Below are 26312 nucleotides of genomic sequence, written 5' to 3' on the forward strand. Positions count from 1 at the left end.
CGCTACATCGCCCGCGAGGTCTACTCGGTCCTCTGCCCCGCTACGCCTACCCCAACCGATCTTGAAACCGCAGCTTGACATCCATAGGAGCATCCCCCGCGCGCTCAGTCCCGGCAGTGCGGCGGCGGCAGCGGGTTGAGCGGGCTGCACGGCCACTCGGTGTTCTTCACCGTGGTGGTCGTGGTGGTCGTCGTCGGCGCCTCGGTCGAGGTGTCCGGCGGTGGCGGCGGCGCGGCCGGTGGCGGCGTCGTCGTGGTGGTCCGGACCGCGGTGGTCGAACTCGGCGCCGCCGAGATGGCGTCCGTGGTGACGGAGCTCGGTGGCGTGGTGACGCTGCTGGTCGACGGCCGACCGGTGATCCACGTCGAGGCGGGGGTGTCGGCCTGCTGATCGTCGTTCACCCCGTCGAGGTACACCCCGATGAGGACACCGGTCAGCGCCGACGCCGCCACGGCCAAGCCGCACGTGGCCCACAGCACCCGCACAGCAAGCCTCCTAACAGAACGCACTTGTGGCGCAACGGTGAGCGGCTGAACAGTACCGCCCGCCGGACCGACCTCACCCGACCCAGTGCACCTCGGTCGGCCCGGTCATCCGGTCCACCTCGTTGAGCACGGCTTTCCGCGCCGCAGCGGACAACGAGCGGAACGGCTCGAGGGTGACGGCCAGCCGGCCGCCCTTGCGCTCCTGCGACCACACGCCGGCCAGCATCCCGTCCACCATGAGTACCGGTGACAGCCATCCCTGCGGTCGGTACACCTTTTCGGGGGTCCCACCATCGAGAAGGTGCGTGGCGTGGCGTGTCGCCGCGACGACGTACTGGTCGAACGCCGGCAGCAGCCGCACCGTCCGCACCGGCTCCGCCTCGCGCAAGCTCTCGACGTCCTCCGCCCGTGCCCAAAAGGCCGCGCCCTCGACGTCGACGGGCTCGATCCGGTCGCCGAGCGCCTTGAACACCCGCCCGCCGTCGGCCGGCGTGACACCCCACCAGCGCGCGAAGTCCTCCCTGGTCGCGGGCCCCTGCTGGGCCAGGAACCGCAGCGCGATCTCCTCGACCGCGCCCTCCCGCGCCGCCAGGTCGACCCCGAGCCACGTGCGCGGGGCGGTGAACCGGACGAACTGGCCCTCGCCGGGCCCGAACACCAGCCTGCCCTGGAACGACGCGGGCTTGAGGTACGCGCCCCAGCTCTCCCGCAGCTTCTCGCCGATGTGCGCGGACGTGCGCGCGGCGACCTCGTCGGCCAGCTCGGCGCGGGTCAGCACGCGGTCGGCCAGCACCTCGCCGATCGCGTCGACCAGCGTGGTCAGCTCCTCGGCGGTGATGTGGAAGTTCCGCAGCCACACCGGCTTCAGGTAGTGCCGGTAGGTGGCGAACCCGGCCTGCCACAGCGGGTACTCGGCGGCGGGCAGCAGGTGCAGCGTGCCGCGCATCGACCACGTCTTGACCAGCGCGCGGTCGGTCCACAGCGCCCGTTCGACGGCGTCGTCCGCGAGCCCGTCGACGCGTGCGCGCAACGTCGCCTCGGCCGAGGACATGAGCTGGGCGTGCAGCCCGCACAGCCGCGAGACCACCGCCGCGGCCTCGTCGGCCGGTCGTCGGGCGTCGAGGTGGTGCCTGCGGGTGCGCCAAGCCGCGACCTGCCGCCACGTCACGCTCACCGGCGCTCACCCCGGTTCGGCCCGGCCGAGAGCCTGCGTTCCAGCACCGCCGTGCCGAGCACGCGGGCCAGCACGAGGCCCGCGCCGGCCAGCCCCGCCACGAGCACCGCGCCGGTCATGTGCCAGGTCGGTGAGTCACCCGTGCAGGTGAACACGTCCGTGAACTTCTCCGAGGAGCAGGTCACGTACGGCACGGAGGCCAGACCGATGCTCGCCGCCGCGACCCCGCCGAGCAGCGCGGACCCGAACGTGCGCATCAACGGGAACGCGGCGTTGGCGGCCCCGACCGCGGCGATCAGGAACAGCAGCGGGACCGGGTGCGGGAACGGGCCGAACGCGGCGCAGCCCACCATGAGCGCGCACACGATCGCCAACCCGGCCCGTTCACCCACCCGGCGACCCTAACAACGCCGGACGGCAGACGTCAGAACTTCGTAATCGGGTTTTGCCCGCAGACCGGCGTCCGGTTCGCCAGAGTTGTCCGGTAGGGACGGGTCGACTTCCGGAAGGCGTGAGATGTCCAAGCGGGTAGTGGTGATCGGGGTGGCCGGCGTGCTGGCGGTCGCCCTGGTGGTGGGGCTGGCCCTGTTCCAGCCGTGGCGGCTGGTCACCGACCGGACGGCTGACGAGGCGTTGCTGCTGCCGGCCACGACGACGGTCGGGTCGACGACGACGGCTCCCGCGACGACGACGGCTCCGGTGACCACGACGCCCGCACCGCCCGCGGGCCCGGTCGCGCTGGCCTCCGGACCGTTCCGCTCGCTGGAGCACGCGACGACCGGCAGCGCGACGCTGGTCCGGTTGCCCGACGGCGGCCACGCGGTGCAGTTCGAGGCATTGGACACCAGCGACGGGCCGGACCTGTACGTGTACCTCTCGGACAAGGCATCCGACTCGCCCGAAGCGGCATTCGGCTCCGGTTTCACGAACCTCGGTGAACTGAAGGCGAATCGGGGCAACCAGGTCTACCAGGTGCCCGCCGGCACCGACCTGACCGCGGTGCGCAGCGTCGTGATCTGGTGCAAGAGGTTTTCCGCCGGTTTCGCGGTAGCGCCGTTGGAACAGGGCTGACACATAGGCGAAACAAATACGGGGTGGTCTGGGCCACTTATAGCCTTTTCGCAGTATTGACGTATCTGGTCTAGACCACATACAGTGGTAGCACCACAACGTCCCTCGTTGGTGGGCGGGCGGATGCCCCATCGACGAGGAGCCGGCTCACTGGGGTGGGCCACCGTTGGCGGCGGCGCGGCGCTCTCTCTCCCCGTTCCGCGCCGCCGCACACGGCCTGCGGACCACCGTGATGCACACTGTGAGTGATGCTCACCAGGACCATCGCCATCCACTACGTCAACGCCGCGCTGCGCGGCGCCGTGCGGCGCGGTCACGACGTCGCGCGGCTGCTGGCGACCGCGGGCATCGGCGAGGCCCTGCTCTCCGATGAGCGCGCGCGCGTCACCCCGGCCCAGTACACCAAGATCATCCAGGCCTTGTGGGACGCGCTGGACGACGAGTTCATGGGCCTCGGGCCGCGACCGAGCAAGCGCGGCACGTTCCCGACGATGTGCCTGCTCGCCGTGCACTGCGCGTCACTGGAGGACGCCCTGCGGCGCGGTCTGGCGTTCTACGAGCTGTTCGACGTGCGGCCGGCGATGGCGTTGGGGGAGCACGACGGCGTCGCCGCGTTCACCCTGTCCACGGAGGGCGTGGACGACCCGGACCGGTTCCTGGTCGAGTCGCTGCTGGTGCTGTGGCACCGGTTCTCGTCGTGGCTGATCGGCCGGCGGATCCCGTTGCGCGGGGTCGATCTCGACTATCCGGAACCGCCGCACGGCGCGGAATACCACCTGATCTTCGGCGCTCCGCTGCGGTTTTCCGCGCCCGCCACCACGTTGACTTTCGACGCGCGGTTTCTGCGGATGCCGGTCGTGCAGGACGAAGCCGCATTAAGGCGGTTTCTGCGGAATTCACCCGCCGAGTTGCTGTCCCGGCGCGATTACGGCGCGGACGCGTCCAGCCAGGTGCGGCGGATGCTCGGCGGCGGCGTGGTGGGGCTGGAGAACGTGGCCGCGCGGCTGGGCGTGAGCGCGCCGACGTTGCGGCGGAAGCTGGCGGCCGAGGGCACGTCGTTCCGCGAGGTGCGCGAGCAGCTGCTGCGCGACCAGGCCGTCGCGAGCCTGGTGCGCGGCGGCGAGTCCGTGGAGGAACTGGCGCTGCGGCTGGGTTTCTCCGAGGCGAGCGCATTTCACCGGGCGTTCAAGAGGTGGACGGGCGCCAGTCCTGGAACCTACCGGGGTGGTGGGGTTGGCTGACGTCGCCGGACGGCCGATCGGGTCGTCAACTGCGGCCGAACGGCCGTGTCCGGCGAATCGTCAACACGGTGGACTTACATCGCGTAAGTTCCTCACCCATCCCTGCGGGAGTGCCCGTGTTCCCTCGCCCTCGCTCCGCCGCCCTGGCCGCGTCGCTGGTCCTCGCACTGGCGGCGGCCACGCCCGCGGCCCACGCCGACCCGCCGACCGCTCCTCCCTCGCCGTCCGTCGTCGACCTGCCGGGCGTCGCCGTCGCGCCCGCGGTCGACCCCGCCCGCCGCATCGAGACCGCCCGCACCACCCGGCCGGTCGCGCCGGGCGTGTCGCTGAGCTCGTTCGACTGGTACGAGCCGGGCGGCGCGGGCGGGTGGATCCGCGGCGACGCGCTCACCGTCGACCTCACCGCCGGGACTAAGGTCGACTACCTGCACCCCGGGCAGGTCGCCGCCGCCGAACCGCTGTCCGCGCAGGCGAACCGGACCCGCGCCGTCGCCGCCGTCAACGGCGACTTCTTCGACATCAACAACTCCAACGCGCCGCGCGGCGTCGGCGTCCAGGACGGCCGCACGGTCAAGTCGCCCGTCGCCGGGCACCGCCGCGCGGTCGGCTTCGACGCCGCGGGCGTCGGCCGGGTGATGGAGGTGTTCTTCGACGGGAAGATCACCCGCGCGGACGGCACGTCCATCGGGCTGGACCAGCTCAACAGCGCCGCCGTCGAGCCCGGCGGCGTGGGGCTGTTCGACCCGATCTGGGGTTCCTACAGCCGGGCGCGGGCCGTGCAGGGCGCCACCCGCGTGACCGAGGTCGTGGTGCGCGCGGGCGTGGTCGCCGAACGGCGCGACCGGGCGGGTGACGACCCCGTGCCCGCCGACGGCCAGGTGCTCGTCGGCCGGGAGGCGGGCGCCGACGCGCTCGCGAGGCTGGCCGTGGGGGAGCGGGTCGCCGTCGAGCACACGACGAAGGCCGACGACGGCAGCGCGTTGCGCGCCGCGATCGGCGGGAACCAGTTGCTGCTCGAGGACGGCGAGGTCGTCGCGCCCACCGATCCGCTGCACCCGCGCACGGCGGTCGGCTTCTCGGCGGACGGCAAGAAGATGTTCCTGCTCACCGTGGACGGCCGCCAGGGCGCCTACCTGCTCGGGTTGAACCTCCAGGACGTGGCCGCGATCCTGAAGGAGATGGGCGCGCACAACGCGCTCAACCTCGACGGCGGCGGCTCGTCCACCCTGGTGGCCCGCACGCCCGGTGCGGAGACCGTGACGGTGGAGAACACGCCGTCCGACGGCGGCGAGCGGCCCGTGCCGAACGGGCTCGCGCTCTACGCGCCGACCGGCAGCGGGCAGCTCACGGGCTTCTGGGTGCGCACCGCGATCGACCCGCGGGCCGCGCCGGGGTCGGACACCGTGCCGGGCGGTCACCCGGAGCGCGTGTTCCCCGGCCTGACCCGGCGGCTGGTGGCCGACGGGCACGACGAGACGTACGGCCCGGCGCGGGACGACGAGCACCGGTGGCGGACGGCGCGCGCCGACGTGGGACGGGTGGACGACGACGGCGTGTTCCACGCGCGCCGGCCCGGCACGACGACGGCCGTGGCGCAACGCGGCGGCGTGACCGGCGAGGTGGAGCTGACCGTGCTGGGCGCGTTGGCCGGGCTGTCGGCGACCACGAGCCGGCTGAGCCTGCCCGAGGTGGGTGGGACGAGCGGGTTCGGCGTGGTCGGGCGGGACGGCGACGGGTTCACCGCGCCGGTCGAGCCCGCGGACGTGTCGCTGGACTACGACCGCTCGGTGATCGGCGTCGCGCCGGGCGCCGACGGCTCGCTGCGGGTCACCGCGCTGAAGCCGGGTGCCACGACGGTCGTCGCGCGGGTCGGGTCGCACGTGGTGCGCGTGCCCGTGACCGTGGGGCTGGAGGAGCGGCTGATCGCCGGTTTCGACGACGGCGCGGCGTGGACGTTCGGGTCGGCGCGGGGCTCCGGCTCGGTCGCGCCGGTGGCCGAGGGGCGCACCGGGGCCGGGCTGCGGATGACGTACGACTTCTCGAAGTCCACCGGCACGCGGACGGCCTACGCGATCCCGCCGAAGCCGATCGAGGTGCCGGGGCAGCCGCTGGCGTTGGGCGCGTGGGTCTACGGGCACGGTCGCGGCGAGTGGACGGCGTTCACCGTCACCGACTCCTCGGGGCTCAGCCGGTCGCTCTACGGGCCGTACATCACCTGGACGGGGTGGCGCCACCTTGAGGTGCCGGTGCCGTCGGGGCTCGCGTTCCCGTTGCGGGTGAACAGGTTCTACACGATCGAGACCAAGGCGGACCGGCAGTACACCGGCGAGGTGCTCGTGGACGACATCGTGGCCAAGGTGCCGCCCGCGGTGGACCTGCCGGTGGTGGACGAGCCGGCCGACCGGTTCGTGGTGCAGGACGGCACGGTGGCCGACCGGCCGTGGCGGTTCGCGGTGATGTCGGACGCGCAGTTCGTGGCGCGCAACCCGGACAGCGAGCTGGTGCGCGCGGCGCGGCGGACGTTGCGGGAGATCAAGGCTCAGCGGCCGGACTTCGTGGTGGTCAACGGCGACTTCGTGGACGAGGCGTCGCCCGCGGACCTCGCGTTGGCGCGTCGGGTGCTGACCGAGGAGCTGGGCGACGAGCTGCCCTGGTACTACGTGCCGGGCAACCACGAGATCATGGGACCGGGCACGATCGACAACTTCCGGCGCGAGTTCGGGTCGACCAGCCGGGTGTTCGACCACAAGGGCACGCGGTTCGTGCTGCTGGACTCGTCGACCGGGACGGTGCGCGGCGGTGGGTTCGACCAGGCCGTGATGCTGCGCGACGCGTTGCGCGACCACGGTTCGGTGGACTCCGTCGTGGTGATGGAGCACCACCCGCCGCGCGACCCGACGCCGACCAAGGGCAGCCAGCTGTCCGACCGGATGGAGGCCGACGTGGTCGAGGACTGGCTGGCGGCGTTCCGGCGTGACACCGGGAAGGGCGCGGCGTTCATCGGGGCGCACGTGGGCCTGTTCCACGCCTCGCGGGTGGACGGCGTGCCGTACCTGGTCAACGGCAACTCGGGCAAGGCGCCCGCGGGCGAGGCGGGCCGGGGCGGCTTCACCGGCTGGACCATGCTGGGCGTCGACCCGCGGCGCGGCGACACCTGGCTGGCCGCCGAGATCCGCCCGCACGTGGACGGCCTGACCCTGACCGCCGAGCCCACCACCCGCATCGGCAGCCCGACCGAGGTGAGCGCGTCGATCACCCAGGGTTCCCGCCGAGTCCCGGTCGCCTACCCGGTGACGGCGGACTGGTCCGGCTCACCGAACCTGCACCTCGGCCAGGCCTCCGGCCTGCGCCCGTGGCACGTCGCGTGGCTCGACCCCGACACCGGCGCCCTGACCGCGCTGCGCCCCGGCCAGGTGACCGTCGCCGTCACCGTCAACGGCGTGACCCAACGCGCCGAGGTGGCCACGGCGTTCCCCGAACGGGGCCGCGCCACCGCCTGACCCGCGGCGACAGGCCCCTGGGATCGTTGCCCAGGGGCCTGTTCCCGGTCAGAACTTCTCGCCGCGGGTGGCGCGGTCGCGCAGCGAGGCCGGTGGGCGGAAGCGCTCGCCGTAGGTGTCGGCCAGGTAGTCCGCGCGCTCCACGAACTCCGTCAACCCGTAGGAGTTGACGAACTGGAGGGTGCCGCCGCTCCACGGCGCGAAGCCGAACCCGAACACGCTGCCCACGTTCGCGTCACCGACCGACGTCAGCACGCCCTCGTCCAGGCACCGCACCGTCTCCAACGACTGGATGAACAGCAACCGGTCCTCGACGTCCTGCTCCGTCACGCCCGCGTCGGCCCGCGCGTACCGCGCCAGGCCCGGCCACAGGAACTTCTTCCCGCCCTCGGGGTACTCGTAGAACCCCGCACCGCCGGACTTGCCCGTGCGCCCCTCCGCGACCAGCTCCTCCAGCACGCGGAACGCCGGGTGATCGCCCAGGGCGCCCGCCACCGCCGGGTCGTCGGCCAACGTCTGGTCGCGGATCTTCAGCTGCAACGTCAACGTGACCTCGTCGGACACCGCCAGCGGACCCACCGCCATGCCCGCGCGGCGAGCCACGTTCTCGATCAGCGCCGGCGACACGCCCTCCGCCACCATCGACACCGCCTCGGTGACGTACGTGCCGAACGTCCGCGACGTGTAGAAGCCCCGGCTGTCGTTCACCACGATCGGCGTCTTCCCGATCCGCAGCACGTAGTCGAACGCCCGCGCCAACGTCTCGTCCGACGTCTTCTCCCCGCGGATGATCTCCACCAGCCGCATCTTCGGCACCGGCGAGAAGAAGTGCAACCCGATGAACCGCGACGGATCGCCCACCGCCGACGCCAACCCGGTGATCGGCAACGTGGAGGTGTTCGACGCGATCACCGCGTCGGGCAGCGCCGAGGCTTCTGCCGCGGGCAGCACCTTGTTCTTCAGCTCGCGGTTCTCGAACACCGCCTCGATCACGAGGTCGCAGCCCGCCAGGTCGGCGTCGGAGTCGGTCGGCGTGATGCCCGGCGTGTCACCGGCGCCGCGCCGCGCCGCCTCCAGCGTCACGTCCTTCAGCACGACCTCGATCCCGGCCTTGGCCGTGACCTCGGCGATGCCCGCGCCCATCATGCCCGCGCCGAGCACGCCGACCTTGGCCACCTTCGACCGCTCGACCCCGGCCGGCCGCGACCCGCCCGCGTTGATCTCGTTGAGCTGGAACCAGAACGTGTTGATCATGTTCTTGGAGACCTGACCCGCGGCCAGCTCCACGAAGTACCGGGCCTCGACCTTGAGCGCCGTGTCGAAGTCCACCAGCGCGCCCTCGACCGCGGCGGCCAGGACCTTCTCCGGCGCCGGGTACACGCCGTGCGTCTTCTTCCGCAGCACGGCGGGCGCGGCGGCCAGCAGCCCGTACAGGTTCGGGTCGCCGACCCGCACGTCCGGCACGGTGTACCCCGGCCGGTCCCACGGCTGCTGCGGCGCCGGGTTCTCCTTGATCCACGCCCGCGCCTTGGCGATCAGCTCCTCGGGCGAGGACGCCAGCTCGTGCACGATCCCGGCCTGCAACGCCCGCGCCGGCCGCAGCTGCTTGCCCTCCATCAGCAGCGGCAACGCCGGCTGCACGCCCAGCAGCCGCACCATCCGGGTCACGCCGCCACCGCCGGGCAGCAGGCCCAGGGTCGCCTCGGGCAGTCCGAGCTTGATCTTGTCGTCGTCCAGGACCACCCGGTGGTGGCACGCCAGCGCGATCTCCAGGCCGCCGCCCAGCGCGCTGCCGTTGATCGCCGCGACGACCGGCTTGCCCAGCAGCTCCAACCGCCGCAGCTGGCCCTTGATCTCCTCCAGGAACCCGAGCGCCTCGGCCGCGTTCTCGGGCGTGATCCGGATCAGCACGTTCAGGTCGCCACCGGCGAAGAACGTCTTCTTGGCCGACGTCAGCACCACGCCGGTGATGTCGTCGCGCTCCGCCTCCAGCCGCGCGACCGCGTCGCCCATGTCCTTGTGGTACTCGGCGTTCATCACGTTCGCCGAGCCGGACATGTCCATCGTGAGGGTGACGACGCCCTCGTCGTCCCGCTCGAAGTGGATAGCCATCAGACCCTCTCGATGATCGTCGCGATGCCCATGCCGCCGCCCACGCACAGCGTGGCCAGACCCCGTCGCAGGTCCCGGCGCTCCAGCTCGTCGAGCAGGGTGCCGAGGATCATGCAGCCGGTCGCGCCGAGCGGGTGGCCCATGGCGATCGCGCCGCCGTTGACGTTGACCTTGTCGTCGGGCAGGTCCAGCTCCCGCTGGAACTTCAGCACCACCGACGAGAACGCCTCGTTGATCTCGAACAGGTCGATGTCCTCGACGGTCAGCCTGGCCTTGTCCAGCGCCTTGCGCGCGGCCGGCGCCGGGCCGGTCAGCATGATCGTGGGCTCGGAGCCGACGACCGCCGTCGCGATGATCCGCGCGCGGGGCGTGAGGCCCAGCTCCTGCCCGGTGCGGGCGTTGCCGATCAGCATCGCCGCCGCGCCGTCCACGATCTGCGACGAGTTGCCCGGCGTGTGGACGTGGTCGATGCGCTCCACGGTCGGGTAGCGGTCGATGGCGACGGCGTCGAAGCCCAGGTCGCCGTGGAACGCGAAGCTCGGCTTGAGCTTGCCGAGCCCGTCCAGCGTGGTCTCCGGGCGGATCGCCTCGTCGTGGTCGAGCACGACCGAGCCGTTCTGGTCGACCACGGCCACCAGCGACCGGTCGAAGTAGCCCTTGTCGCGCGCCAGCGTGGCCCGCTGCTGCGAGCGCAGCGCGAAGGCGTCCACGTCCTCGCGGGTGAAGCCCTCCAGCGTGGCGATGAGGTCCGCGCTCACGCCCTGCGGCACGAAGTTGGTCGCCATGTTGGTCTCCGGGTCGGCCATCCACGCGCCGCCGTCCGAGCCCATCGGCACCCGCGACATCGACTCGACGCCGCCCGCCACCACCAGGTCCTCGAACCCGGACGCGACCTTGGCCGCGGCCAGGTTCACCGACTCCAGGCCCGACGCGCAGAACCGGTTGAGCTGCACGCCGGCGGGCCGCAGGTCCCACCCGGCCGCCAGCACCGCCGTGCGGGCGATGTCCGCGCCCTGCTCGCCGACCGGCGACACGACGCCGAACACCACGTCGTCCACGGCGGAGGTGTCCAGGTCGTTGCGCCGCGCCAGCGCCGCGAGCACCCCGGAGGCGAGGGTGATCGGCTTGACGCTGTGCAGCGAACCGCGCTTTCCCCGGCCACGCGGTGTGCGCACCGCGTCGAAGATCAAGGCTTCGCTCATGCACCCCACGGTAGGGAGCACGCCGGCGGTTGCCCATGACCTCCCGAGGTGACTTATTAGCTCACCGGCGTGAGCGGGTAGTCCATGATCTCGCCCTCGCCGACGAACCCCAGCCGCGCGTACAGCCGCCGGGCGGTCTCGTTGTCCTGGAACACGCGCAGCTGCACCCGCGCCCACCCGTGCTCACGCGCCCACGCCAGCACGTCGGCGATCAACGCCGCGCCGACGCCGCGCCGCCGGAACTCCGGCATGACCCACATGGAGTACAGGTACAACACGTCCGGGCCGACTTCGTGCGGCACCCCGGCGACGAGCCCGATCGGCTCCGGGGCCTCGGCGACGACCTTCACCCCGCGCCCGGGCGTCACCAGCTCGCGCCACCGCTTCTCGTCGAACGTCCGCTCCAGCGCCAACGTGGAGCCGAACTCCCCGGGATCGCTGCTCAGCGCGGTCAACCGGATGTCACGCCAGGTCGCCCAGTCCTCGGGCCCGAGCCGCCGCAGTCGCATACCCCCAGTGTCCCGCCAACCCCCCGCGAGGTCGCGTCGATCGTTCGCGTCCTCATTCCCGGCGATCACGCTTTTCGATCGTCGGCGAATCAGGACGCGAACGGTCGACTTCCCGGCGACCTCGCCCGCCGTCTGCGGAGCAGCGGCCATCCAACACTGACTTTTGCGCTCACGATCACCCCCCACGCAGCGCGCTGCGGTCATGGCGGCGCGGGCCGGCCGGTGGGACCGTCGAGGCATGCCGACTCGCCGTTCCGCATGGATGACCGAGGACCTGGACCAGTTGCGCAAGCTGGCCCGCACGTTCTTCGAGAGGGAAGCGGTCCCGAACCAGGAGCGCTGGGCCGCGCAGAAGCAGGTGGACCGGGACTTCTGGCGCCAGGCCGGCGAGGTTGGCCTGCTCTGCCTGTCCATCCCCGAGGAGTACGGCGGTGGCGGCGGCACGTTCGCGCACGAGGCCGTGCTGCTGGAGGAGCAGGCCCGGTGCGGCGACACCGCGTGGGGCAACAGCGTGCACAGCGGGATCGTCGCCCACTACCTCAACGCCTACGGCACCGAGGAGCAGAAGCTGCGCTGGCTGCCGAAGATGGCCTCCGGCGAGTACGTCGGCGCGATCGCCATGTCCGAGCCCGGCGGTGGCTCCGACCTGCAGAACATCAAGACGCGCGCGCTGCGGCGCGGTGACGAGTACGTGCTGTCGGGCTCGAAGACGTTCATCACCAACGGCGCGCAGGCCGACCTGGTGGTCGTGGTCGCCAAGACCGACCCCAGCCAGGGCGCGACGGGCATCTCGCTGCTGGTCGTGGAGACCGCGCAGGCGTCGGGCTTCCGCCGCGGCCGGGTGCTGGACAAGATCGGGATGCACGGCCAGGACACCGCCGAGCTGTTCTTCGACGACGTCCGCGTGCCCGCGGCGAACCTGCTCGGCACCGGCGAGGGCCAGGGGTTCATCCAGCTGATGCAGCAGCTGCCCCAGGAGCGGCTGATCATCGCGGTGGCGTCGGTCGCGGGCATCGAGGCGGCGGTCGACCTCACGCTCGCCTACGTCAAGGACCGCACGGCGTTCGGCCGGGAGCTGATCAAGTTCCAGAACACCCGGTTCAAGCTCGCCGAGTGCGCCACCGAGGCCCGCGTGACCAGGGCTTTCGTGGACGAGTGCGTGCAGGAGCACCTGGCGGGCCGCCTCGACGTGCCCACCGCGGCGATGGCCAAGTGGTGGGCCACCGAACGGCTGTGCCAGGTCGTGGACGAGTGCGTGCAGCTGTTCGGCGGCTACGGCTACATGGCCGAGTACCCGATCGCGCGCGCGTGGGCGGACGCGCGCGTGCAGAAGATCTACGGCGGGACGAACGAGATCATGAAGGAAATCATCGCGAGGTCGCTCTAGTGCCGGGGCCGCTGGAGGGGTTGAAGGTCGTCGAGCTGGCCGGCCTCGCGCCCGCGCCGTTCGGCTGCATGGTGCTGGCCGACCTCGGCGCGTCCGTGGTCCGGGTGGACCGCGTCGGCGGCGGCACGGAGGTGCCCCTGCTCGGCCGCGGCCGGCGCTCGATCGGGGTGGACGTGCGCCGACCCGAGGGCGCCGAGCTGGTGCTGCGCCTGGTCGCGGAGTCGGACGTGCTGGTCGAGGGCTTCCGGCCGGGCGTGACCGAACGGCTGGGCATCGGCCCGGCGCAGTGCCTGGCCCGCAACCCGCGCCTGGTCTACGGGCGGATGACCGGCTGGGGCCAGGACGGGCCGCTGGCCGACCGCGCCGGGCACGACATCAACTACATCGCGGTGGCGGGCGCGCTGGAGCCGATCGGCCGGGCGGGCGCGCCGCCGACCGTGCCGCTCAACGTCGTCGGTGACTTCGGCGGTGGCGGGCTGCTGCTGGCGCTCGGCGTGCTGGCCGCGCTGTACGAGCGGGAGCGGTCCGGGCGGGGGCAGGTGGTGGACGCGGCGATGGTCGACGGCGCGGCGCTGCTGACCACGTTCCTGCACGGGATGTCGTCGGTGGGCGCCTGGTCGGGCGCGCGCGGGACGAACCTGCTCGACGGCGGCGCGCCGTTCTACGACGTGTACGAGGCGGCCGACGGCCGGTTCGTCGGCATCGGGGCGCTGGAGGAGAAGTTCTACGCCGAGCTGCTGGTCGTGCTCGGGCTCGCCGACGCCGGGCTGCCCGGGCGGCACGACCCGGCGAACTGGCCGGAGCTGCGGGCCCGCATCGCCGCGGCGGTGGCGACCCGGACCAGGGACGAGTGGGCCGCGCTCGCCGAGGGCACCGACGCGTGCCTCGCGCCCGTGCTGGCGCCCGGTGAGGCGCCGAAGCACGGGCACAACGCCGAGCGGGGGACGTTCGTCGAGGTGGACGGGGTGGCGCAGCCCGCGCCCGCGCCGCGGTTCGGGCGGACGCCCGCGGCCACGCCCGGTCCGCCGCCCGCCGTCGGCGAGCACACGGTCGAGGTGCTGGCCGGGCTGGGGCTGGGCGGGGACGAGATCGCCGGGCTCCGGCGGTCCGGCGTGATCGGGTGACGGACCCGCGGGCGCGGACCCGATCGGGCCGGAAAAAGGCAAGGGAAATCACCTGAAGGGGTACCGGAAATGAGTGGCAGCCGCGAGCGGCCTTTGTCACGCTCGGTGCGTGCGTCGGCGCAATCAGGTGATGGGCTGTGCAGAGGTGGCAGTGTCTGAAGAACCTCGGTGTCCGTGCCAGGGGGGTGGGCGAGCGCCCGTACCTTGGTGATCGGCGGGACCACCGGTCCCCTTGATCGTCCGTTCGGGTGACTCTCCGGGCGACCCAGGCGTGGTTGCGTGGTGTTCGTGCGACCGGTCGAGGGATGGCGGCGGGTTCGATCGTCATCATCCGGGTGAATGAGGGACCATGGCCGTTGACACGACCGGAGCGGCGCTCGGCCGCCCTGCCCAGTGACACGGACGGAGACCGATCAGTGAACGTCAAGAAGGTGGTGACGCTGGCGGCGGTCGCGCTGGTGCTGTTCCTCCTGATCACCCAGCCGAACGAGTCCGCCGAGGCGGTGAGGACCGCGCTCGGGTGGCTCCAGTCCGGCGCCGAGTCGATCATCACCTTCGTCCGCAGCCTGTTCGCCTAGAGGTCCCGCGGTAACCCCGCGTACTCCCGCTCAATGCGGTCACGATCGGTGACTATGCGCCCCGAACGTTGCACCGTACGGGTGGAATGAGGGCTATAACGCCCTGGTAACAGGGTTTTAGACAAACCAGGGTCTAGCGGTTGTCGGTACCCGCTAATACGGTGCGTCGCATTGGCTGATCTTCGACCGATGAGGAGGCAGAATGGTCGAGGACTCCGGAGTCGACGAGCTGTTGCGGCAGTGGGCGGCTGAGCGCTCGGACGACGCCGAGCTGCAGGAGGTGAACCGGATCAAGGACGCGTGGCTCGCGGAAGCCCCGCCGTCCGCGCCGGGGATCCCCGTGCAGCGGGCGAATGGCGGTCCCCGCGGCCTGGTGAAGGTCGAGTCCGCGGATCCGGCGTACGTGGCGGCGATGCGGAAGCGGGCGCCCGAGGTGCCCGAGCCCCTGCTCGCCGCGGCCGCCAGCTACTGGCAGCTGGTCGGCGACCTGTCCGAGGCGGAGCAGTGGTGGGACGCGGGCATCAGCCCGTTGGACCAGCGCGCTCTGGACTACCGGGCGGCCGGGCTCTCGCCCGCCGACCTCGGTCGTCGCCTCGGCCCGATGACGGTGCTCCAGCACCTGCGTCGGGGTAGTGCGGCGGCCTGGTGCGTGGCCAGGTTGCAGAGGCAACGCCGGGACGGCGTGGCCTAGGTCCGACGAGTCGGGGCGGGCTCCTGCGGTCGAGGAGCCCTTGCCGTCGAGGTGCGGGCTCCCGTGCGGGGAGCCCCAGCCTCGTGCGACGCACGAAGTACTCTTGAGGCGTGCGAGGCCTCATCACCCCCCAGCGCCTGGCCATCGCGGCCGTCTGCCTGGCGTCGCTGGTCGTGTGCTGCGGCCTGGCCTACTGGCAGTGGGAGCGGTTCTCCGAGGCCGGTGGCACGTTCCAGAACCTCGGCTACGTGTTCCAGTGGCCGCTGTTCGGCCTCTTCCCCGCGTTCATGGTGTGGCGCATCCGCAGGCTGGACGCCCGCCGCAAGGCCGAGGCCGCCGCCGGGACGGCGGACGCCGCCGCCGAGGCCGCGCCGGAGCCGGTGGCCGCGCCGCCGCGGCCGGTAGTTACCGTTGAGCCCGTCAGAGCGCCCGTGCGGGACGACGAGGACGAAGAGCTCGCGGCCTACAACCGCATGCTCGCCGAACTCAACGCGCGGGACCAGCGGTGAGCGAAGGTAGGGCGATGAGCGGCGCGTTGACCAGGTTCCGGTTCATGGCTTACGTGGTCGGTGTCGGCCTGCTGCTGCTCGTGGTCGCGATGATCGCCAAGTACGCGGGCGACAGCGAGGGCATGATGCAGGTCGTCGGCCCGGTGCACGGCTTCCTCTACGCGGTCTACCTGGTGCTCACCGTCGACCTCGCGCTCAAGGCCCGCTGGTCGATCAAGGGCACGGTGCTGGTGCTGCTCGCGGGCACGATCCCGTTCGTGTCGTTCTACGCCGAGCGCAAGGTGGTCGAGAGCGTCCGGGCCGAGAAGAGCCTGTGACCGGGGTTGACCCCGCCCGCCGGGCACCCCTAGCGTCTGGCGGTACCAACTGAACACGGCCGTCGATGTCGCGCGGGAGAGTCCCCCAGCGGGGCGCCGAAGGAGCAACTCCTCCCCGGAATCTCTCAGGCACAGGTACCGCGCGACGAAGGCAACTCTGGAAAGCAGGCGCACCCCGGTGCGCCTCGCCCACGGTGCAAGCCGCCCCCACCGGGTGGTGAAGCTCTCAGGCTCATGGCAGAGGGGGAGGCTCACTCGACGAGGAGTCTCCGGTGGACCGTGTCATCCTTTCGCTCGTGAATCGCTCGGACGTGCCCGCCCGTCGACCCGACCGGTCGGCCCATCGGCATGTCCGCACCCAGGGAGGGCCCGCCTGATGGAAAGCCGCCGCACGCCCCTGCACGCCGAGCACGAGGCGCTGGGCGCCATGTTCACCGACTTCGCGGGCTGGCGGATGCCGCTGCGCTACGACAGCGAGCTGGCCGAGCACCACGCGGTGCGCACGTCGGCGGGCCTGTTCGACCTGACCCACATGGGTGAGATCCTGCTCACCGGCCCGGAGGCGTGCGCCGCGCTCGACCACGCCCTGGTCGGCCACGCGTCCGCGATCGGCGTCGGCCGCGCCCGGTACACGATGATCTGCGAGGCCGACGGTGGCGTCATCGACGACCTGATCGTGTACCGCACGGGTGATGAGGAGTACCTCGTCGTCGCCAACGCCTCGAACGCCGCCGTCGTGCACGAGGCCCTGGTCGAGCGGGCGAAGGGCTTCGACGCGGTGGTCGCGGACAAGTCGACCGACTACGCGCTGCTCGCCGTGCAGGGCCCGAAGGCCACCGCCATCCTCGCCGGCCTCACGTCGACCGACCTGGCCGCGGTGAAGTACTACGCGTCGTACCCGACCGAGGTCGCGGGCAAGCCCGTGCTGCTGGCCCGCACCGGCTACACCGGCGAGGACGGCTTCGAGCTGTTCGTCGCGCCGGACGACGCCGCGCACGTCTGGCGGGCCCTGCTGGAGGCGGGCGCACCGCACGACCTCAAGCCCGCCGGCCTCGGCTGCCGCGACACGCTGCGGCTGGAGGCGGGCATGCCGCTGTACGGCAACGAGCTCGGCCGCGACCGCACGCCGTTCCAGGCGAACCTCGGCCGCGTGGTGAAGCTGGACAAGCCGGGCGACTTCGTCGGCCGCGACGCGCTGGCCGCCGTCGCCGAGCGGGGCGTCGAGGAGGTCCTGGTCGGCCTGAAGACCGCCTCGCGCCGCGCGCCGCGGCACGGCTACCCCGTGCTGGACGCCTCGGGCGCCCGGATCGGCGAGGTGACCAGCGGCGCGTTGTCGCCGACCCTGGGCTACTCGGTGGCGATGGCGTACGTGGCCGTCGGCAACACCGAGCCCGGCACCCGGCTGTCGGTGGACGTCCGCGGCAAGCACGAGCCGGTCGAAGTCGTCGCACTGCCCTTCTACAAGCGCACCTCGTAAGGGAGACCCCACACATGTCCGAGCACTTCACCACCTCCCTCGCGGAGTTCGACCCGGAGGTCGCGAACGCCGTCGCCGCCGAGCTGCACCGGCAGCAGAGCACGCTGGAGATGATCGCCTCGGAGAACTTCACGCCGGTGTCGGTGCTCCAGGCGCAGGGGTCGGTGCTGACGAACAAGTACGCCGAGGGCTACCCCGGCCGGCGCTACTACGGCGGCTGCGAGCACGTCGACGTGATCGAGCGGCTGGCGATCGAGCGGGTGAAGGAGCTGTTCGGCGCCGGTTTCGCGAACGTGCAGCCGCACTCGGGCGCGCAGGCCAACGCGTGCGCGATGTTCGCCCTGCTCCAGCCGGGCGACACGATCCTGGGCCTGGACCTCGCGCACGGCGGCCACCTCACGCACGGCATGCGGATCAACTTCTCCGGCAAGCTCTACAACGTGGTGCCCTACCACGTGTCGGAGGCCGACGGCCGCGTCGACATGGCCGAGGTGGAGCGGCTGGCGACCGAGCACCGGCCGAAGCTGATCGTGGCCGGCTGGTCGGCGTACCCGCGCCAGCTGGACTTCGCCGAGTTCCGCCGGATCGCCGACTCGGTGGACGCCTACCTGATGGTGGACATGGCGCACTTCGCCGGCCTCGTGGCGGCGGGCCTGCACCCGAGCCCCGTGCCGCACGCGCACGTCGTGACCACGACCACGCACAAGACGCTCGGCGGCCCGCGCGGCGGCGTGATCCTGACCAACGAGGCCGACCTGGCGAAGAAGATCAACTCGGCGGTGTTCCCGGGTCAGCAGGGCGGCCCGCTGGAGCACGTGATCGCGGGCAAGGCGGTGGCGTTCAAGCACGCCGCGTCGCCCGAGTTCGCCGACCGCCAGCGGCGCACGGTCGAGGGCGCGAAGATCCTCGCCGAGCGCCTGTCGCAGCCCGACGCGGCGGCGGCCGGTGTGAAGGTGCTCACCGGCGGCACGGACGTGCACCTCGTGCTGGTGGACCTGGTGGCGTCCGAACTGGACGGCAAGCAGGCCGAGGACCGGCTGCACGAGGTGGGCATCACGGTCAACCGCAACGCGGTGCCGAACGACCCGCGGCCGCCGATGGTGACCTCCGGCCTGCGCATCGGCACGCCGGCGCTGGCCACGCGCGGTTTCGGCGCGGCCGACTTCACCGAGGTGGCGGAGATCATCGCGGCGGCGTTGCAGCCGTCGCCGGACCTGGCCGAGCTGCGGGCGCGGGTCGAGGTGCTGGCCGCCAAGCACCCGCTGTACCCGTCTTTGTGAACGACGACACGAAATAGCTCGCGCTTACTGGAGGTTGTCCCGTGCGCAACCCGCGTACGGGACAACCGAAAGAGGCACCATGACCGCCACCCTCGACACGCTGGCCCTCCCACGCGAAGCGCAGGACCTGCTGTTCCGCGAGGCCCGCACGGCGAACGCGTTCACCGACGAGCCGGTGACCGACGAGCAGCTCCACGACGTCTACGACCTCGTGAAGTGGGGCCCGACCGCGATGAACAGCCAGCCGCTGCGCGTGCTGCTCATCCGGGGCGAGGACGCCAAGGCCCGGCTCGCGCCCCACATGGCGGAGGGCAACCGGGCCAAGACCCTGGCCGCGCCGGTGACCGCGATCCTGGCGGCCGACACCGACTTCCACGAGCACCTGGCCACGACGTTCCCGCACTACCCGGGCGCGAAGGCGGCGTTCGCGGACGACGCGGGGCGCACCGAGGCGGCGAAGACGAGCGCACTGCTCCAGGCCGGCTACTTCATCGTCGGCGTCCGCGCGGCGGGCCTCGCCGCCGGACCGATGAGCGGCTTCGACGCCGAGGGCGTGCGCGGCGAGTTCTTCGCCGGCACCAACCAGCTGCCCCTGGTGATCGTCAACATCGGTCACCCGGACCACTCCGGCACCCACCCGCGCAACCCGCGCCTGGACTTCGCCGAGGCCGTCCGCACCCTCTGACGCCACTTCGAGCCGCACGGTCCGCGATGCGACGCCCTGATCCCCCGGCCAACCCCGGGCCGGGGGATCAGGGCGAGGCACAGTGGACTAGGCGGCGGGCGGCGTCACCCCCGGCGGCAGGCACTCGACGTTGCGCTTGCCGTCGGGCTGCACCACGAACCACGTGCCGCCCACGCCCTGGCCCTTCCACTGGCCGGGCGCCTCGTCCTTCGCGTAGGTGTAGAGCGGCCAGCCGTCGAGCGTCACCTGGTCGGTGCCGTCGGCCCGCTTCACCGTCGACACGAGCGCCGGGTCGACGCCCTGCAGCTGCGGCTTGCCGTCGGACAGCACGGGGGGCCACGTCACGGCGCACTGACCCTCGCAGTTGGACTTCGCCGGGTCCGGCGTGTCCTTGTCGAACCGGTACAGCGTGCGGCCGTCACCGTCCTGCACGACCTCGCCCATCTTGGGCACGCTCTTGCCGACCAGCGTGACCTGCGGGCCGGACGGCGCGGGCGCGGCCTGGCCCTCCGGCGCGTCGGCGGCGGGCTCCTCGACAGGCGCCGCCTCTTCGCTGGTCGGAGGGGCCAAGGGCTCCTGAACGTCGCCGTAGTCGCCCTGGGCCGCGGCGCCGACCTGCTCGGTCTGCGCGACCGTCCTGCCCTGCAGGCCGGTGGCGTTGGAAGTCCACATGACCAGCGCGAGCACGGCGGCCATGCCACCCGCGACGGCGATGGCGATGCGGTTTCGTCGGATCACACTCAACTCCTCCTCGGTCCGTCGATCGCTCCACCCACGACTACGGCCCGTCCGCCGACGCGGTTCAGCCCGCCTCGACGACGCGGACCAAGACAGGGGTCGCCCACCGCCACGACCGGGCACCGCCGCCGCACCGCCGGTCGGACGGTCGTCGCCTCGCCTGACCACAGCCAAGGCAGGGCACCGTCGCATCGCCTGACCGCCGGCCGGCCGGGGACATAGGGTGTCCGGGTGGGCAACGAGATCTCCTTCCCGCGCCAGCACGCGCGCACCCAGCGGTTCACCCTCGGCGCACCCCGGACGTTCACCGCGTCGCCGGACGGCGCGAAGGTGTACTTCCTCCGCACCGCCACGGCCACGAGCCGGGCGAACGGCCTGTGGGCGTTCGACACCGCGACCCGGTCCGAGACGCTGCTGGCCGACCCCGGCGTCCTGCTGACCGACCCCGAGGACCTGTCCCCGGAGGAACGGGCACGCCGCGAGCGCACCCGCGAGTCGGCCGCCGGGATCGTCGGCTACGCCACCGACGGCGACGCGCGGCAGGCGGTGTTCGCGTTGTCCGGCAGGCTCTTCGTGGTCGAACTCGCCACCGCCGCGGTCCGCGAGCTGCCGGTCGCGGGCCCGGTGGTCGACCCCCGGCTGGACCCGACCGGCCGCAAGGTCGGCTACGTGGCTGCGGGCGCGCTGCACGTGGTGGACCTGGAGTCCGGCGCGGACCGCGTGGTCGCGTCGCCGGACGGCCCGGACGTCACGTGGGGCCTCGCGGAGTTCATCGCGGCCGAGGAGATGGGCCGCCACCGGGGCTACTGGTTCTCCCCGGACGGCGAGCACGTGCTGGCGGCCAGGGTGGACAACGCACCCGTGCCGCGCTGGCACATCGCCGACCCGGCGAACCCGGGCACGCCCGCCGCCGAGATCGCCTACCCGGCCGCCGGCGAGGCCAACGCCGTGGTGGAGCTGGCCGTCCTCGGCGCCGGCCGGACCGACGTGACGTGGGACCGCGACGCCTTCCCGTACGTCAACGCGGTGTCGTGGACCTCGCACGGCAAGCCGCTGGTGCAGGTCCAGTCACGCGACCAGCGCCGCGTCCGGGTGCTCGCGGTCGACGTGGAGACCGGTGCCACCGAGGTGGTCGCCGACGACACCGACCCGCACTGGCTGGAGATCGTGCCGGGCGCGCCGCGCTGGACCCCGGACGGCGAACTGCTGCGCGTGCTGCCGATCGGCGACGCGAACCGGCTCGTCGTGGGCGACCGGCCGTGGACGCCGGACGGCTTCCAGGTCCGCGCGGTGCTCGACGTGGACGGCGACGGCGCGCTGGTCACCGCGTCCACCGACGACCCGACGCAGACGCACGTCTTCCTGGTCGGCCCCGAAGAGATCACCCGACTGTCCACTGAGGACGGGGTGCACGGCGCGACGCGCGCGGGCGGCGTGCTGGTGCTGTCCCGGTCGTCGATGGACCACTTCGGGCCGAAGGTCACCGTGTCGACCGGCGGTGAGATCGGCACGTTCGCCGAAACCCCCGTGCTGGCACCGGAAGTGCGGCTGCTGACCGTCGGCGAGCGCGACCTGAGGGCGGCGCTGCTGTTCCCGCGCGGCCACGTGCCGGGCACGAAGCTGCCGGTCCTGCTCGACCCGTACGGCGGTCCGCACGCGCAGCGCGTGGTGTCGGCGCGCAACGCCTACCTGGCCTCGCAGTGGCTGGCCGACCAGGGTTTCGCGGTCCTCGTCGTGGACGGCCGCGGCACGCCCGGTCGCGGTCCGGCGTGGGAGCGGGAGATCGCGTTCGACTTCGCCGGCGCCACCCTGGAGGACCAGGTGGACGCCCTGCACGCGGTCGCGAAGGGCGAACCCGACCTCGACCTGACCAGGGTCGGCATCCGGGGCTGGTCCTACGGCGGCTACCTGGCCGCGCTGGCCGTGCTGCGCCGACCGGACGTGTTCCACGCGGGCATCGCGGGCGCGCCGGTCACCGACTGGCGGCTCTACGACACCCACTACACCGAGCGCTACCTGGGCCACCCGGCCGAGAAGCCGCAGGTCTACGACGCCAACTCGCTCATCGCCGACGCGCCGAAGCTCGAGCGCCCGCTGATGATCGTGCACGGCCTGGCGGACGACAACGTGGTGGCCGCGCACACCCTGCGCCTGTCCTCGGCCCTGCTGGCCGCCGGCCGCCCGCACACCGTGCTGCCGCTGTCCGGCGTGACCCACATGACCCCGCAGGAACAGGTGGCGGAGAACCTGCTCCTGCTCCAGGTCGACTTCCTGCGCCGCGCCCTGGCCTGAACGCGGAACGGGGCCGTCCCCCGAGAGGAGGACGGCCCCGTTCGAGCCAGGCGTCAGGCCAGTGAGTGGCGGACCTGGTACGGCGGGATCGAGTTGCCCACCAGCGCCAGGTCGTCGATCGACTCCGGCTGGTAGCCGCACGCGGGCAGCCGCTCGACCATCAGCGCGGTCGGGTCGGCCACCTCGTCGGCGCGCCCGAACAGGTACGCCCACTCGTGCTCGTCCGAGCCGTAGTACGCGACCGTGCCGAACACCTCGTTGAACCGCTCCCACATGCGGATCAGCGTGGTGTTGCGCCACATCGTCTGGCAGCCCGCCTGGGACACCACGACGCCGCCGGGGGTGAGCAGCGCCTTGCACATGGCCAGGAACTCGGCGCCGTACAAGCGGTTGTGCTGCGCCTCCTCCTCGCGCTCGTCCGGAAGGTCCACCAGGACGATGTCGTAGCGCTCCGACGTCGTCCGGATGTACTCGTAGCCGTCGATGTACCGGACGTGGATCGGGCCCTCGCCCTTCTCGGCCAGCGCGAGCTCGTCGAGCGTGTACCCGTAGGGCAGGTGCTCGGCGCACAGCCGCACGGCCTGGGCGTCGATGTCGATGTGGTCGACCACCGAAGCGCCGGCGGCCACCGCCATCTGGCACACCACGCCCTCCGACGACCCGATGACCAGCACCCGGTCGACGCGGTCGGCCAGCAGCAGCGCCGGGACCATCAGCGCCTCGTGGTAGGTCAGCTGGCTGAACTCGGTGCTCTGCCGGTCGTCGTCGCAGAACAGCGACAACCCCTGGGACGTGCGGGCGATCACCAGGTGCTGGAACTCGGTCCGGGTGTCGACCACGACCTCGTCGACGTCCCAGTGCCTGGTCATACCGGCCGCGAGCGGTTCGCGGATCAAGACGCCTTCTCCTCACCGACGAGCGCGGGGACGCGGTGGCCCCGGCTGATCATGTCCGTCCGTGCCGACACAGCTCCCAGCGCCTCGGCCAGCAACTGCACCGCGAGCGCGGGTTTGGCGCGCGTGCCGCAGGTGAACACGTCCACGAACACGGCCCCGACCTCGGGGTACGTGTGGATGGACGCGTGCGACTCCGACAACAGGGCCAGCACGGTGACCCCTTGCGGCTCGAACTGCTTGGAGACCACCTCCAACACCGTGGCATCAGCCTGGGTGAGCGCTTCACCGAGCGCGTGTCGCAGGAACCGCTCGTCGTCGAGCAGTTCCGGGCTCACGCCTTCGAGCTCGGCGAGCACGTGCTGTCCTGCGAACAAGCCAACCGGCTCGGATTCGCACGGGAGTTCGGACATCAATCACTCCAAACATCTTCAGGAGGGGCACAGCAGCGGACAGGCGGGGGCGCGCTCATCGCACGCAGTGGGTGGCCAACGGCGGGAAGCCGTTGAACGCCACCGACGAGTAGCTGGCCGTGTAGGCGCCCGCGCCGAGCAGGTCGACGTGGTCGCCCGCGCGCAGTTCCAGCGGCAGCTCGTAGCACGTGTTCTGGTACAGCACGTCGTCCGCGTCGCACGTGGGACCCGCCAGCACGACGGGGCCGACGGGCGCCCCGGTCTGCGGCACGCCCTCGCGGCTGGTGGCCAACGGGTACGCGATGGCCTCGCCCTCGGTCTCGGCGAGGCCGCCGTAGCGGCCGATGTCGAGGAAGACCCAGCGCCGTTCGTCCGAATAGGACTTCCGGGACACCAGCACCACTTCGGAGCGGATCACACCGGACTCCGCCACGATAGCGCGTCCCGGCTCGATCATCACCTCGGGCGCGAAGGCGCCGAAGTGGCGGGCGATCGACGCGGTGATGGCCGCGGCGTACTCGGCCAGCGGCGGCGGCTGCGTCAGGTAGCCCGCGGGCAGGCCGCCGCCGAGGTTGACCGTGGTCGGCGAGAGCCCCTCGGCGCGCAGCTTCCCGATGACGACGGCGGCGTCGGCGATCGCGCCGTCCCAGCCGTTCGGGTCGAGCTGCTGCGACCCCGCGTGGAAGGCCACGCCGAGCGGAACGAGTCCGAGTTCGGCGGCCAACCGCAGGAGATCCGTCGCCATCTCGGGCGAACAGCCGAACTTCTTGCCGAACGGGTAGGTGGAACCGTTGCTGTCGACCAAGATCCGCAGCAGCACGGACGAGCCGGGCGCGTGCTCGGCCAGCGCGCGCACGTCCTGCTCGCTGTCGGACACGAAGAGTCGCACACCGCGCCCGTAGGCGTAGGCGATGTCGCGCGCCTTCTTGATCGGGTTGCTGTAGGAGACGGCCTCCGGCGCGGCGCCCCGCGCCAGGCACAGGTCGATCTCGGCGGGGCTGGCGACGTCGAAGCTGGACCCCTCGGCGGCCAGCAGCTCGACCACCTCGGGCGTCGGGTTCGCCTTGACCGCGTAGAAGATCCCCACCCGCGGCAGCGCCGCGCGGATCGCCGTGAACCGGTCCCGCACCGTCGGCAGGTCGATGACGAGGCAGGGCGTGTCGGGGCGGTCGTGGTCCAGGAAACGACGAATACGAGCCATTGCCTCGTGAAGCCGTTCGTCGGCAAAGCTCGTCGTCATCTCGCTAGGGGTCCCCCTTCGCGACCGTGATCAGGCACGGTCCGACCGTGTTCGGGCACGGCGGTCCACTCTAGGTGGTGAAGGCGAAAAAAGCGCTATCAGCCGGCGAACTTGTGACGCAGCTCCACGATGGAGATGTCGGGCGCCGCGCCCACGCGCACCGGCGGACCCCAGAACCCGGCCCCGTTGCTGGTGTAGACCTGCGTGCCGTCGACGGTCTCCAGCCCGCTGCGCACCGGCTGCTGCAAGCCCACCGCGAGGTGGAACGGGAACATCTGCCCGCCGTGCGTGTGCCCGGACAGCTGCAGGTCCACCCCGTGCTTGGCGGCCTCGTGGACCTGCACCGGCTGGTGCGCCATCAGCACGACCGGCGTGGACGTGTCGCGGCCGTCCAGCGCGCGGGCGTAGTCGGGACCGTCCTGGACGTTCTTGCCGGTGACGTCGTTGACGCCCGCGAGGTCGAACGACGCGCCGGCCCGCTCGATCCGCAGCCGCTCGTTGCGCAGCGGGTTCACCCCGAGCCGCTCCAGCTCCGCCACCCACGGCTCCACGCCCGAGTAGTACTCGTGGTTGCCGGTGACGAAGAAGCTGCCGTGCGTGCTCACGAGGTCGCGCAGCGGAGCCGCCGCCTCGCCCAGCTCGGCCACCGTGCCGTCGACCAGGTCGCCGACGATGGCGACCAGGTCCACCTGCTGCTCGTTGATCATGCGCACGATCCGCTCGGTGTGCTCGCGGCCGAGCAGCGGCCCCAGGTGGATGTCGCTCACCACCGCGATCCGGTAGCCCGACAGCCGCTGGTCGAGCTTGCCCAGGGTCACCGGCACCCGCTTGACCACGGGGTCGCCCAGTGCCTGCGTGGTGCCGAAGCCGACGACGCCGACCGTGGCCACGCCGCCCGCGACGGCGAGCGACCGGGCGATGAACAGCCGTCGGCCCGGGTCGGCCGGCTGCCCGGCGAGCGTGGCCCCGGGCGCCTCCACCTCCGCGGTCGGCGCGCCGACCGCGGCCGGCACCTCGTGCTCTCGCATCGCGCGGTTCAGGACCAGCCGGGGGATCTCCAGCACGGCCAGGATCACCGCGAAGTAGAACGCGCACGCCAGCCAGATGAACCCCGGCCAGGCCAGGACCACGGCGAACCCCGACCCGCCGATCCCGGCCACCGACAGCGCCGTCATCACCAGCACGTAGAGGAAGAGCACCACCCCGGTGCCGATCCGACGGCCGCGCCCGGGTCGGGTCGTGGCCCGCACGGCACGCGTCCAGATGTAGTAGTGGGCGACGCCCATCACGACCGCGAACAGCACGAAGAACATCAAGGCCGGGCCTCCCCAGTGGTGGTGAGTCCAGTTTCCACGAATCCCGGAGCGGGGATGCAACCCCGTGGCCGCCCGTGA

General features: G+C 72.1%; 24 protein-coding genes and 2 riboswitches. Of the genes, 14 read left to right on the forward strand and 10 right to left on the reverse strand.

Going from position 1 to position 26312, the window contains the following annotated elements:
• Nucleotides 1-135 precede the first annotated feature (135 nt).
• Nucleotides 136-390, forward strand: a complete 255-nt coding sequence (locus ACZ7GX_RS34235; protein WP_498782936.1) for a hypothetical protein — start codon at nucleotides 136-138, stop codon at nucleotides 388-390.
• A gap of 168 nt (nucleotides 391-558) precedes the next feature.
• Here the strand turns inward: ACZ7GX_RS34235 and ACZ7GX_RS34240 are convergent, their stop codons facing one another.
• The gene (locus ACZ7GX_RS34240; protein ID WP_498782938.1) at nucleotides 559-1659 is read right to left on the reverse strand and encodes a winged helix DNA-binding domain-containing protein; all 1101 of its coding nucleotides are present in this window, start codon (nucleotides 1657-1659) and stop codon (nucleotides 559-561) included.
• Nucleotides 1656-2051, reverse strand: a complete 396-nt coding sequence (locus tag ACZ7GX_RS34245; RefSeq protein ID WP_498782940.1) for a hypothetical protein — start codon at nucleotides 2049-2051, stop codon at nucleotides 1656-1658. Before ACZ7GX_RS34245 ends, ACZ7GX_RS34240 begins: the two co-directional genes overlap by 4 nt.
• Nucleotides 2052-2175: 124 nt before the next feature.
• On the opposite strand from ACZ7GX_RS34245, the gene ACZ7GX_RS34250 reads away from it, so the two are divergent.
• The 3 genes from ACZ7GX_RS34250 to ACZ7GX_RS34260 all read left to right on the forward strand — a co-directional run bounded on the left by ACZ7GX_RS34250 (nucleotide 2176) and on the right by ACZ7GX_RS34260 (nucleotide 7471).
• Nucleotides 2176-2730 carry a DM13 domain-containing protein gene (locus ACZ7GX_RS34250; protein WP_498782941.1) on the forward strand — a complete coding sequence of 185 codons (555 nt, stop codon included), beginning with the start codon at nucleotides 2176-2178 and terminating at the stop codon, nucleotides 2728-2730.
• A 248-nt stretch (nucleotides 2731-2978) separates the two neighbouring features.
• Nucleotides 2979-3971: an AraC family transcriptional regulator gene (locus ACZ7GX_RS34255; RefSeq protein ID WP_498782942.1), complete on the forward strand. Its 993-nt coding sequence runs from the start codon at nucleotides 2979-2981 to the stop codon at nucleotides 3969-3971.
• Between the two features lie 116 nt (nucleotides 3972-4087).
• Entirely contained in the window at nucleotides 4088-7471 is a 3384-nt protein-coding gene (locus ACZ7GX_RS34260; protein ID WP_498782944.1) for a phosphodiester glycosidase family protein, read from the forward strand.
• A 48-nt stretch (nucleotides 7472-7519) separates the two neighbouring features.
• On the opposite strand, the gene ACZ7GX_RS34265 is transcribed toward ACZ7GX_RS34260, so the two are convergent.
• From ACZ7GX_RS34265 to ACZ7GX_RS34275, 3 genes are read right to left on the reverse strand one after another with little or no spacing between them, the layout of a single operon-like run.
• Nucleotides 7520-9583 carry a 3-hydroxyacyl-CoA dehydrogenase NAD-binding domain-containing protein gene (locus ACZ7GX_RS34265; RefSeq protein ID WP_498782945.1) on the reverse strand — a complete coding sequence of 688 codons (2064 nt, stop codon included), beginning with the start codon at nucleotides 9581-9583 and terminating at the stop codon, nucleotides 7520-7522.
• Nucleotides 9583-10785 carry an acetyl-CoA C-acetyltransferase gene (locus ACZ7GX_RS34270; protein WP_498782947.1) on the reverse strand — a complete coding sequence of 401 codons (1203 nt, stop codon included), beginning with the start codon at nucleotides 10783-10785 and terminating at the stop codon, nucleotides 9583-9585. Before ACZ7GX_RS34270 ends, ACZ7GX_RS34265 begins: the two co-directional genes overlap by 1 nt.
• A 56-nt stretch (nucleotides 10786-10841) precedes the next feature.
• Nucleotides 10842-11294: a GNAT family N-acetyltransferase gene (locus tag ACZ7GX_RS34275; RefSeq protein WP_498782948.1), complete on the reverse strand. Its 453-nt coding sequence runs from the start codon at nucleotides 11292-11294 to the stop codon at nucleotides 10842-10844.
• A gap of 238 nt (nucleotides 11295-11532) precedes the next feature.
• Between ACZ7GX_RS34275 and ACZ7GX_RS34280 the strand changes: the two genes are divergently transcribed.
• The 9 genes from ACZ7GX_RS34280 (at nucleotide 11533) to ACZ7GX_RS34320 (ending at nucleotide 19342) form a co-directional block, all read left to right on the forward strand.
• On the forward strand, nucleotides 11533-12681 hold the full coding sequence (locus ACZ7GX_RS34280) for an acyl-CoA dehydrogenase family protein (RefSeq protein WP_498782950.1): 1149 nt from the start codon (nucleotides 11533-11535) through the stop codon (nucleotides 12679-12681).
• On the forward strand, nucleotides 12681-13805 hold the full coding sequence (locus ACZ7GX_RS34285; RefSeq protein WP_498782952.1) for a CaiB/BaiF CoA transferase family protein: 1125 nt from the start codon (nucleotides 12681-12683) through the stop codon (nucleotides 13803-13805). The genes ACZ7GX_RS34280 and ACZ7GX_RS34285 overlap by 1 nt, the downstream gene beginning before the upstream one ends.
• 416 nt (nucleotides 13806-14221) lie before the next feature.
• Nucleotides 14222-14383, forward strand: coding sequence for a hypothetical protein (locus tag ACZ7GX_RS34290; RefSeq protein WP_181319924.1), 162 nt, complete (start codon nucleotides 14222-14224; stop codon nucleotides 14381-14383).
• Nucleotides 14384-14585: 202 nt separating this feature from the next.
• Complete coding sequence (locus ACZ7GX_RS34295; protein ID WP_123746208.1) at nucleotides 14586-15074, forward strand: helix-turn-helix transcriptional regulator; 489 nt, start codon at nucleotides 14586-14588, stop codon at nucleotides 15072-15074.
• Between the two features lie 110 nt (nucleotides 15075-15184).
• On the forward strand, nucleotides 15185-15583 hold the full coding sequence (locus ACZ7GX_RS34300) for a hypothetical protein (protein WP_498782954.1): 399 nt from the start codon (nucleotides 15185-15187) through the stop codon (nucleotides 15581-15583).
• A 14-nt stretch (nucleotides 15584-15597) separates the two neighbouring features.
• A complete protein-coding gene (locus tag ACZ7GX_RS34305) occupies nucleotides 15598-15900 on the forward strand; it encodes a DUF3817 domain-containing protein (protein WP_498782955.1) in 303 nt (100 codons plus the stop codon).
• 63 nt (nucleotides 15901-15963) lie between these two features.
• Nucleotides 15964-16051, forward strand: a riboswitch (glycine riboswitch).
• A 1-nt stretch (nucleotide 16052) separates the two neighbouring features.
• Nucleotides 16053-16148: riboswitch (glycine riboswitch) on the forward strand.
• Nucleotides 16149-16276: 128 nt separating this feature from the next.
• Nucleotides 16277-17377, forward strand: coding sequence for a glycine cleavage system aminomethyltransferase GcvT (gcvT, locus tag ACZ7GX_RS34310; protein ID WP_498782957.1), 1101 nt, complete (start codon nucleotides 16277-16279; stop codon nucleotides 17375-17377).
• A gap of 14 nt (nucleotides 17378-17391) precedes the next feature.
• Nucleotides 17392-18657 (forward strand): serine hydroxymethyltransferase, encoded by a 1266-nt coding sequence (gene glyA, locus ACZ7GX_RS34315; protein ID WP_498782959.1) that lies wholly within the window; start codon nucleotides 17392-17394, stop codon nucleotides 18655-18657.
• 79 nt (nucleotides 18658-18736) lie between these two features.
• A complete protein-coding gene (locus ACZ7GX_RS34320; protein WP_498782961.1) occupies nucleotides 18737-19342 on the forward strand; it encodes a malonic semialdehyde reductase in 606 nt (201 codons plus the stop codon).
• Between the two features lie 87 nt (nucleotides 19343-19429).
• On the opposite strand, the gene ACZ7GX_RS34325 is transcribed toward ACZ7GX_RS34320, so the two are convergent.
• The gene (locus ACZ7GX_RS34325; RefSeq protein ID WP_498782963.1) at nucleotides 19430-20080 is read right to left on the reverse strand and encodes a hypothetical protein; all 651 of its coding nucleotides are present in this window, start codon (nucleotides 20078-20080) and stop codon (nucleotides 19430-19432) included.
• Nucleotides 20081-20311: 231 nt separating this feature from the next.
• On the opposite strand from ACZ7GX_RS34325, the gene ACZ7GX_RS34330 reads away from it, so the two are divergent.
• Entirely contained in the window at nucleotides 20312-22372 is a 2061-nt protein-coding gene (locus ACZ7GX_RS34330) for a S9 family peptidase (protein ID WP_498782965.1), read from the forward strand.
• Between the two features lie 53 nt (nucleotides 22373-22425).
• Here ACZ7GX_RS34330 and ACZ7GX_RS34335 read toward each other — a convergent pair whose 3' ends face one another.
• The 4 genes from ACZ7GX_RS34335 to ACZ7GX_RS34350 all read right to left on the reverse strand — a co-directional run bounded on the left by ACZ7GX_RS34335 (nucleotide 22426) and on the right by ACZ7GX_RS34350 (nucleotide 26231).
• The gene (locus ACZ7GX_RS34335; protein WP_498782967.1) at nucleotides 22426-23268 is read right to left on the reverse strand and encodes a spermidine synthase; all 843 of its coding nucleotides are present in this window, start codon (nucleotides 23266-23268) and stop codon (nucleotides 22426-22428) included.
• A complete protein-coding gene (gene speD / locus ACZ7GX_RS34340) occupies nucleotides 23265-23678 on the reverse strand; it encodes an adenosylmethionine decarboxylase (RefSeq protein ID WP_498782968.1) in 414 nt (137 codons plus the stop codon). Before speD ends, ACZ7GX_RS34335 begins: the two co-directional genes overlap by 4 nt.
• A 55-nt stretch (nucleotides 23679-23733) precedes the next feature.
• Nucleotides 23734-24918, reverse strand: coding sequence for a type III PLP-dependent enzyme (locus ACZ7GX_RS34345; RefSeq protein WP_498782969.1), 1185 nt, complete (start codon nucleotides 24916-24918; stop codon nucleotides 23734-23736).
• A 98-nt stretch (nucleotides 24919-25016) separates the two neighbouring features.
• The gene (locus ACZ7GX_RS34350; RefSeq protein WP_498782971.1) at nucleotides 25017-26231 is read right to left on the reverse strand and encodes a metallophosphoesterase; all 1215 of its coding nucleotides are present in this window, start codon (nucleotides 26229-26231) and stop codon (nucleotides 25017-25019) included.
• Between the last annotated feature and the right edge of the window lie 81 nt (nucleotides 26232-26312).

The sequence above is a fragment of the Actinosynnema sp. NPDC037264 genome, assembly GCF_055603705.1.

Excerpts from the sequence above, each read along its gene's own strand:
- ACZ7GX_RS34250 (WP_498782941.1), top strand. The coding sequence starts at position 2,176 with ATGTCCAAGCGGGTAGTGGTGATCGGGGTGGCCGGCGTGCTGGCGGTC.
- ACZ7GX_RS34255 (WP_498782942.1), top strand. The coding sequence starts at position 2,979 with ATGCTCACCAGGACCATCGCCATCCACTACGTCAACGCCGCGCTGCGC.
- ACZ7GX_RS34265 (WP_498782945.1), bottom strand. The coding sequence starts at position 9,583 with ATGGCTATCCACTTCGAGCGGGACGACGAGGGCGTCGTCACCCTCACG.
- ACZ7GX_RS34270 (WP_498782947.1), bottom strand. The coding sequence starts at position 10,785 with ATGAGCGAAGCCTTGATCTTCGACGCGGTGCGCACACCGCGTGGCCGG.
- ACZ7GX_RS34275 (WP_498782948.1), bottom strand. The coding sequence starts at position 11,294 with ATGCGACTGCGGCGGCTCGGGCCCGAGGACTGGGCGACCTGGCGTGAC.
- ACZ7GX_RS34280 (WP_498782950.1), top strand. The coding sequence starts at position 11,533 with ATGCCGACTCGCCGTTCCGCATGGATGACCGAGGACCTGGACCAGTTG.
- ACZ7GX_RS34295 (WP_123746208.1), top strand. The coding sequence starts at position 14,586 with ATGGTCGAGGACTCCGGAGTCGACGAGCTGTTGCGGCAGTGGGCGGCT.
- ACZ7GX_RS34305 (WP_498782955.1), top strand. The coding sequence starts at position 15,598 with ATGAGCGGCGCGTTGACCAGGTTCCGGTTCATGGCTTACGTGGTCGGT.
- gcvT (WP_498782957.1), top strand. The coding sequence starts at position 16,277 with ATGGAAAGCCGCCGCACGCCCCTGCACGCCGAGCACGAGGCGCTGGGC.
- glyA (WP_498782959.1), top strand. The coding sequence starts at position 17,392 with ATGTCCGAGCACTTCACCACCTCCCTCGCGGAGTTCGACCCGGAGGTC.
- ACZ7GX_RS34320 (WP_498782961.1), top strand. The coding sequence starts at position 18,737 with ATGACCGCCACCCTCGACACGCTGGCCCTCCCACGCGAAGCGCAGGAC.
- speD (WP_498782968.1), bottom strand. The coding sequence starts at position 23,678 with ATGTCCGAACTCCCGTGCGAATCCGAGCCGGTTGGCTTGTTCGCAGGA.
- ACZ7GX_RS34345 (WP_498782969.1), bottom strand. The coding sequence starts at position 24,918 with ATGACGACGAGCTTTGCCGACGAACGGCTTCACGAGGCAATGGCTCGT.
- ACZ7GX_RS34350 (WP_498782971.1), bottom strand. The coding sequence starts at position 26,231 with ATGTTCTTCGTGCTGTTCGCGGTCGTGATGGGCGTCGCCCACTACTAC.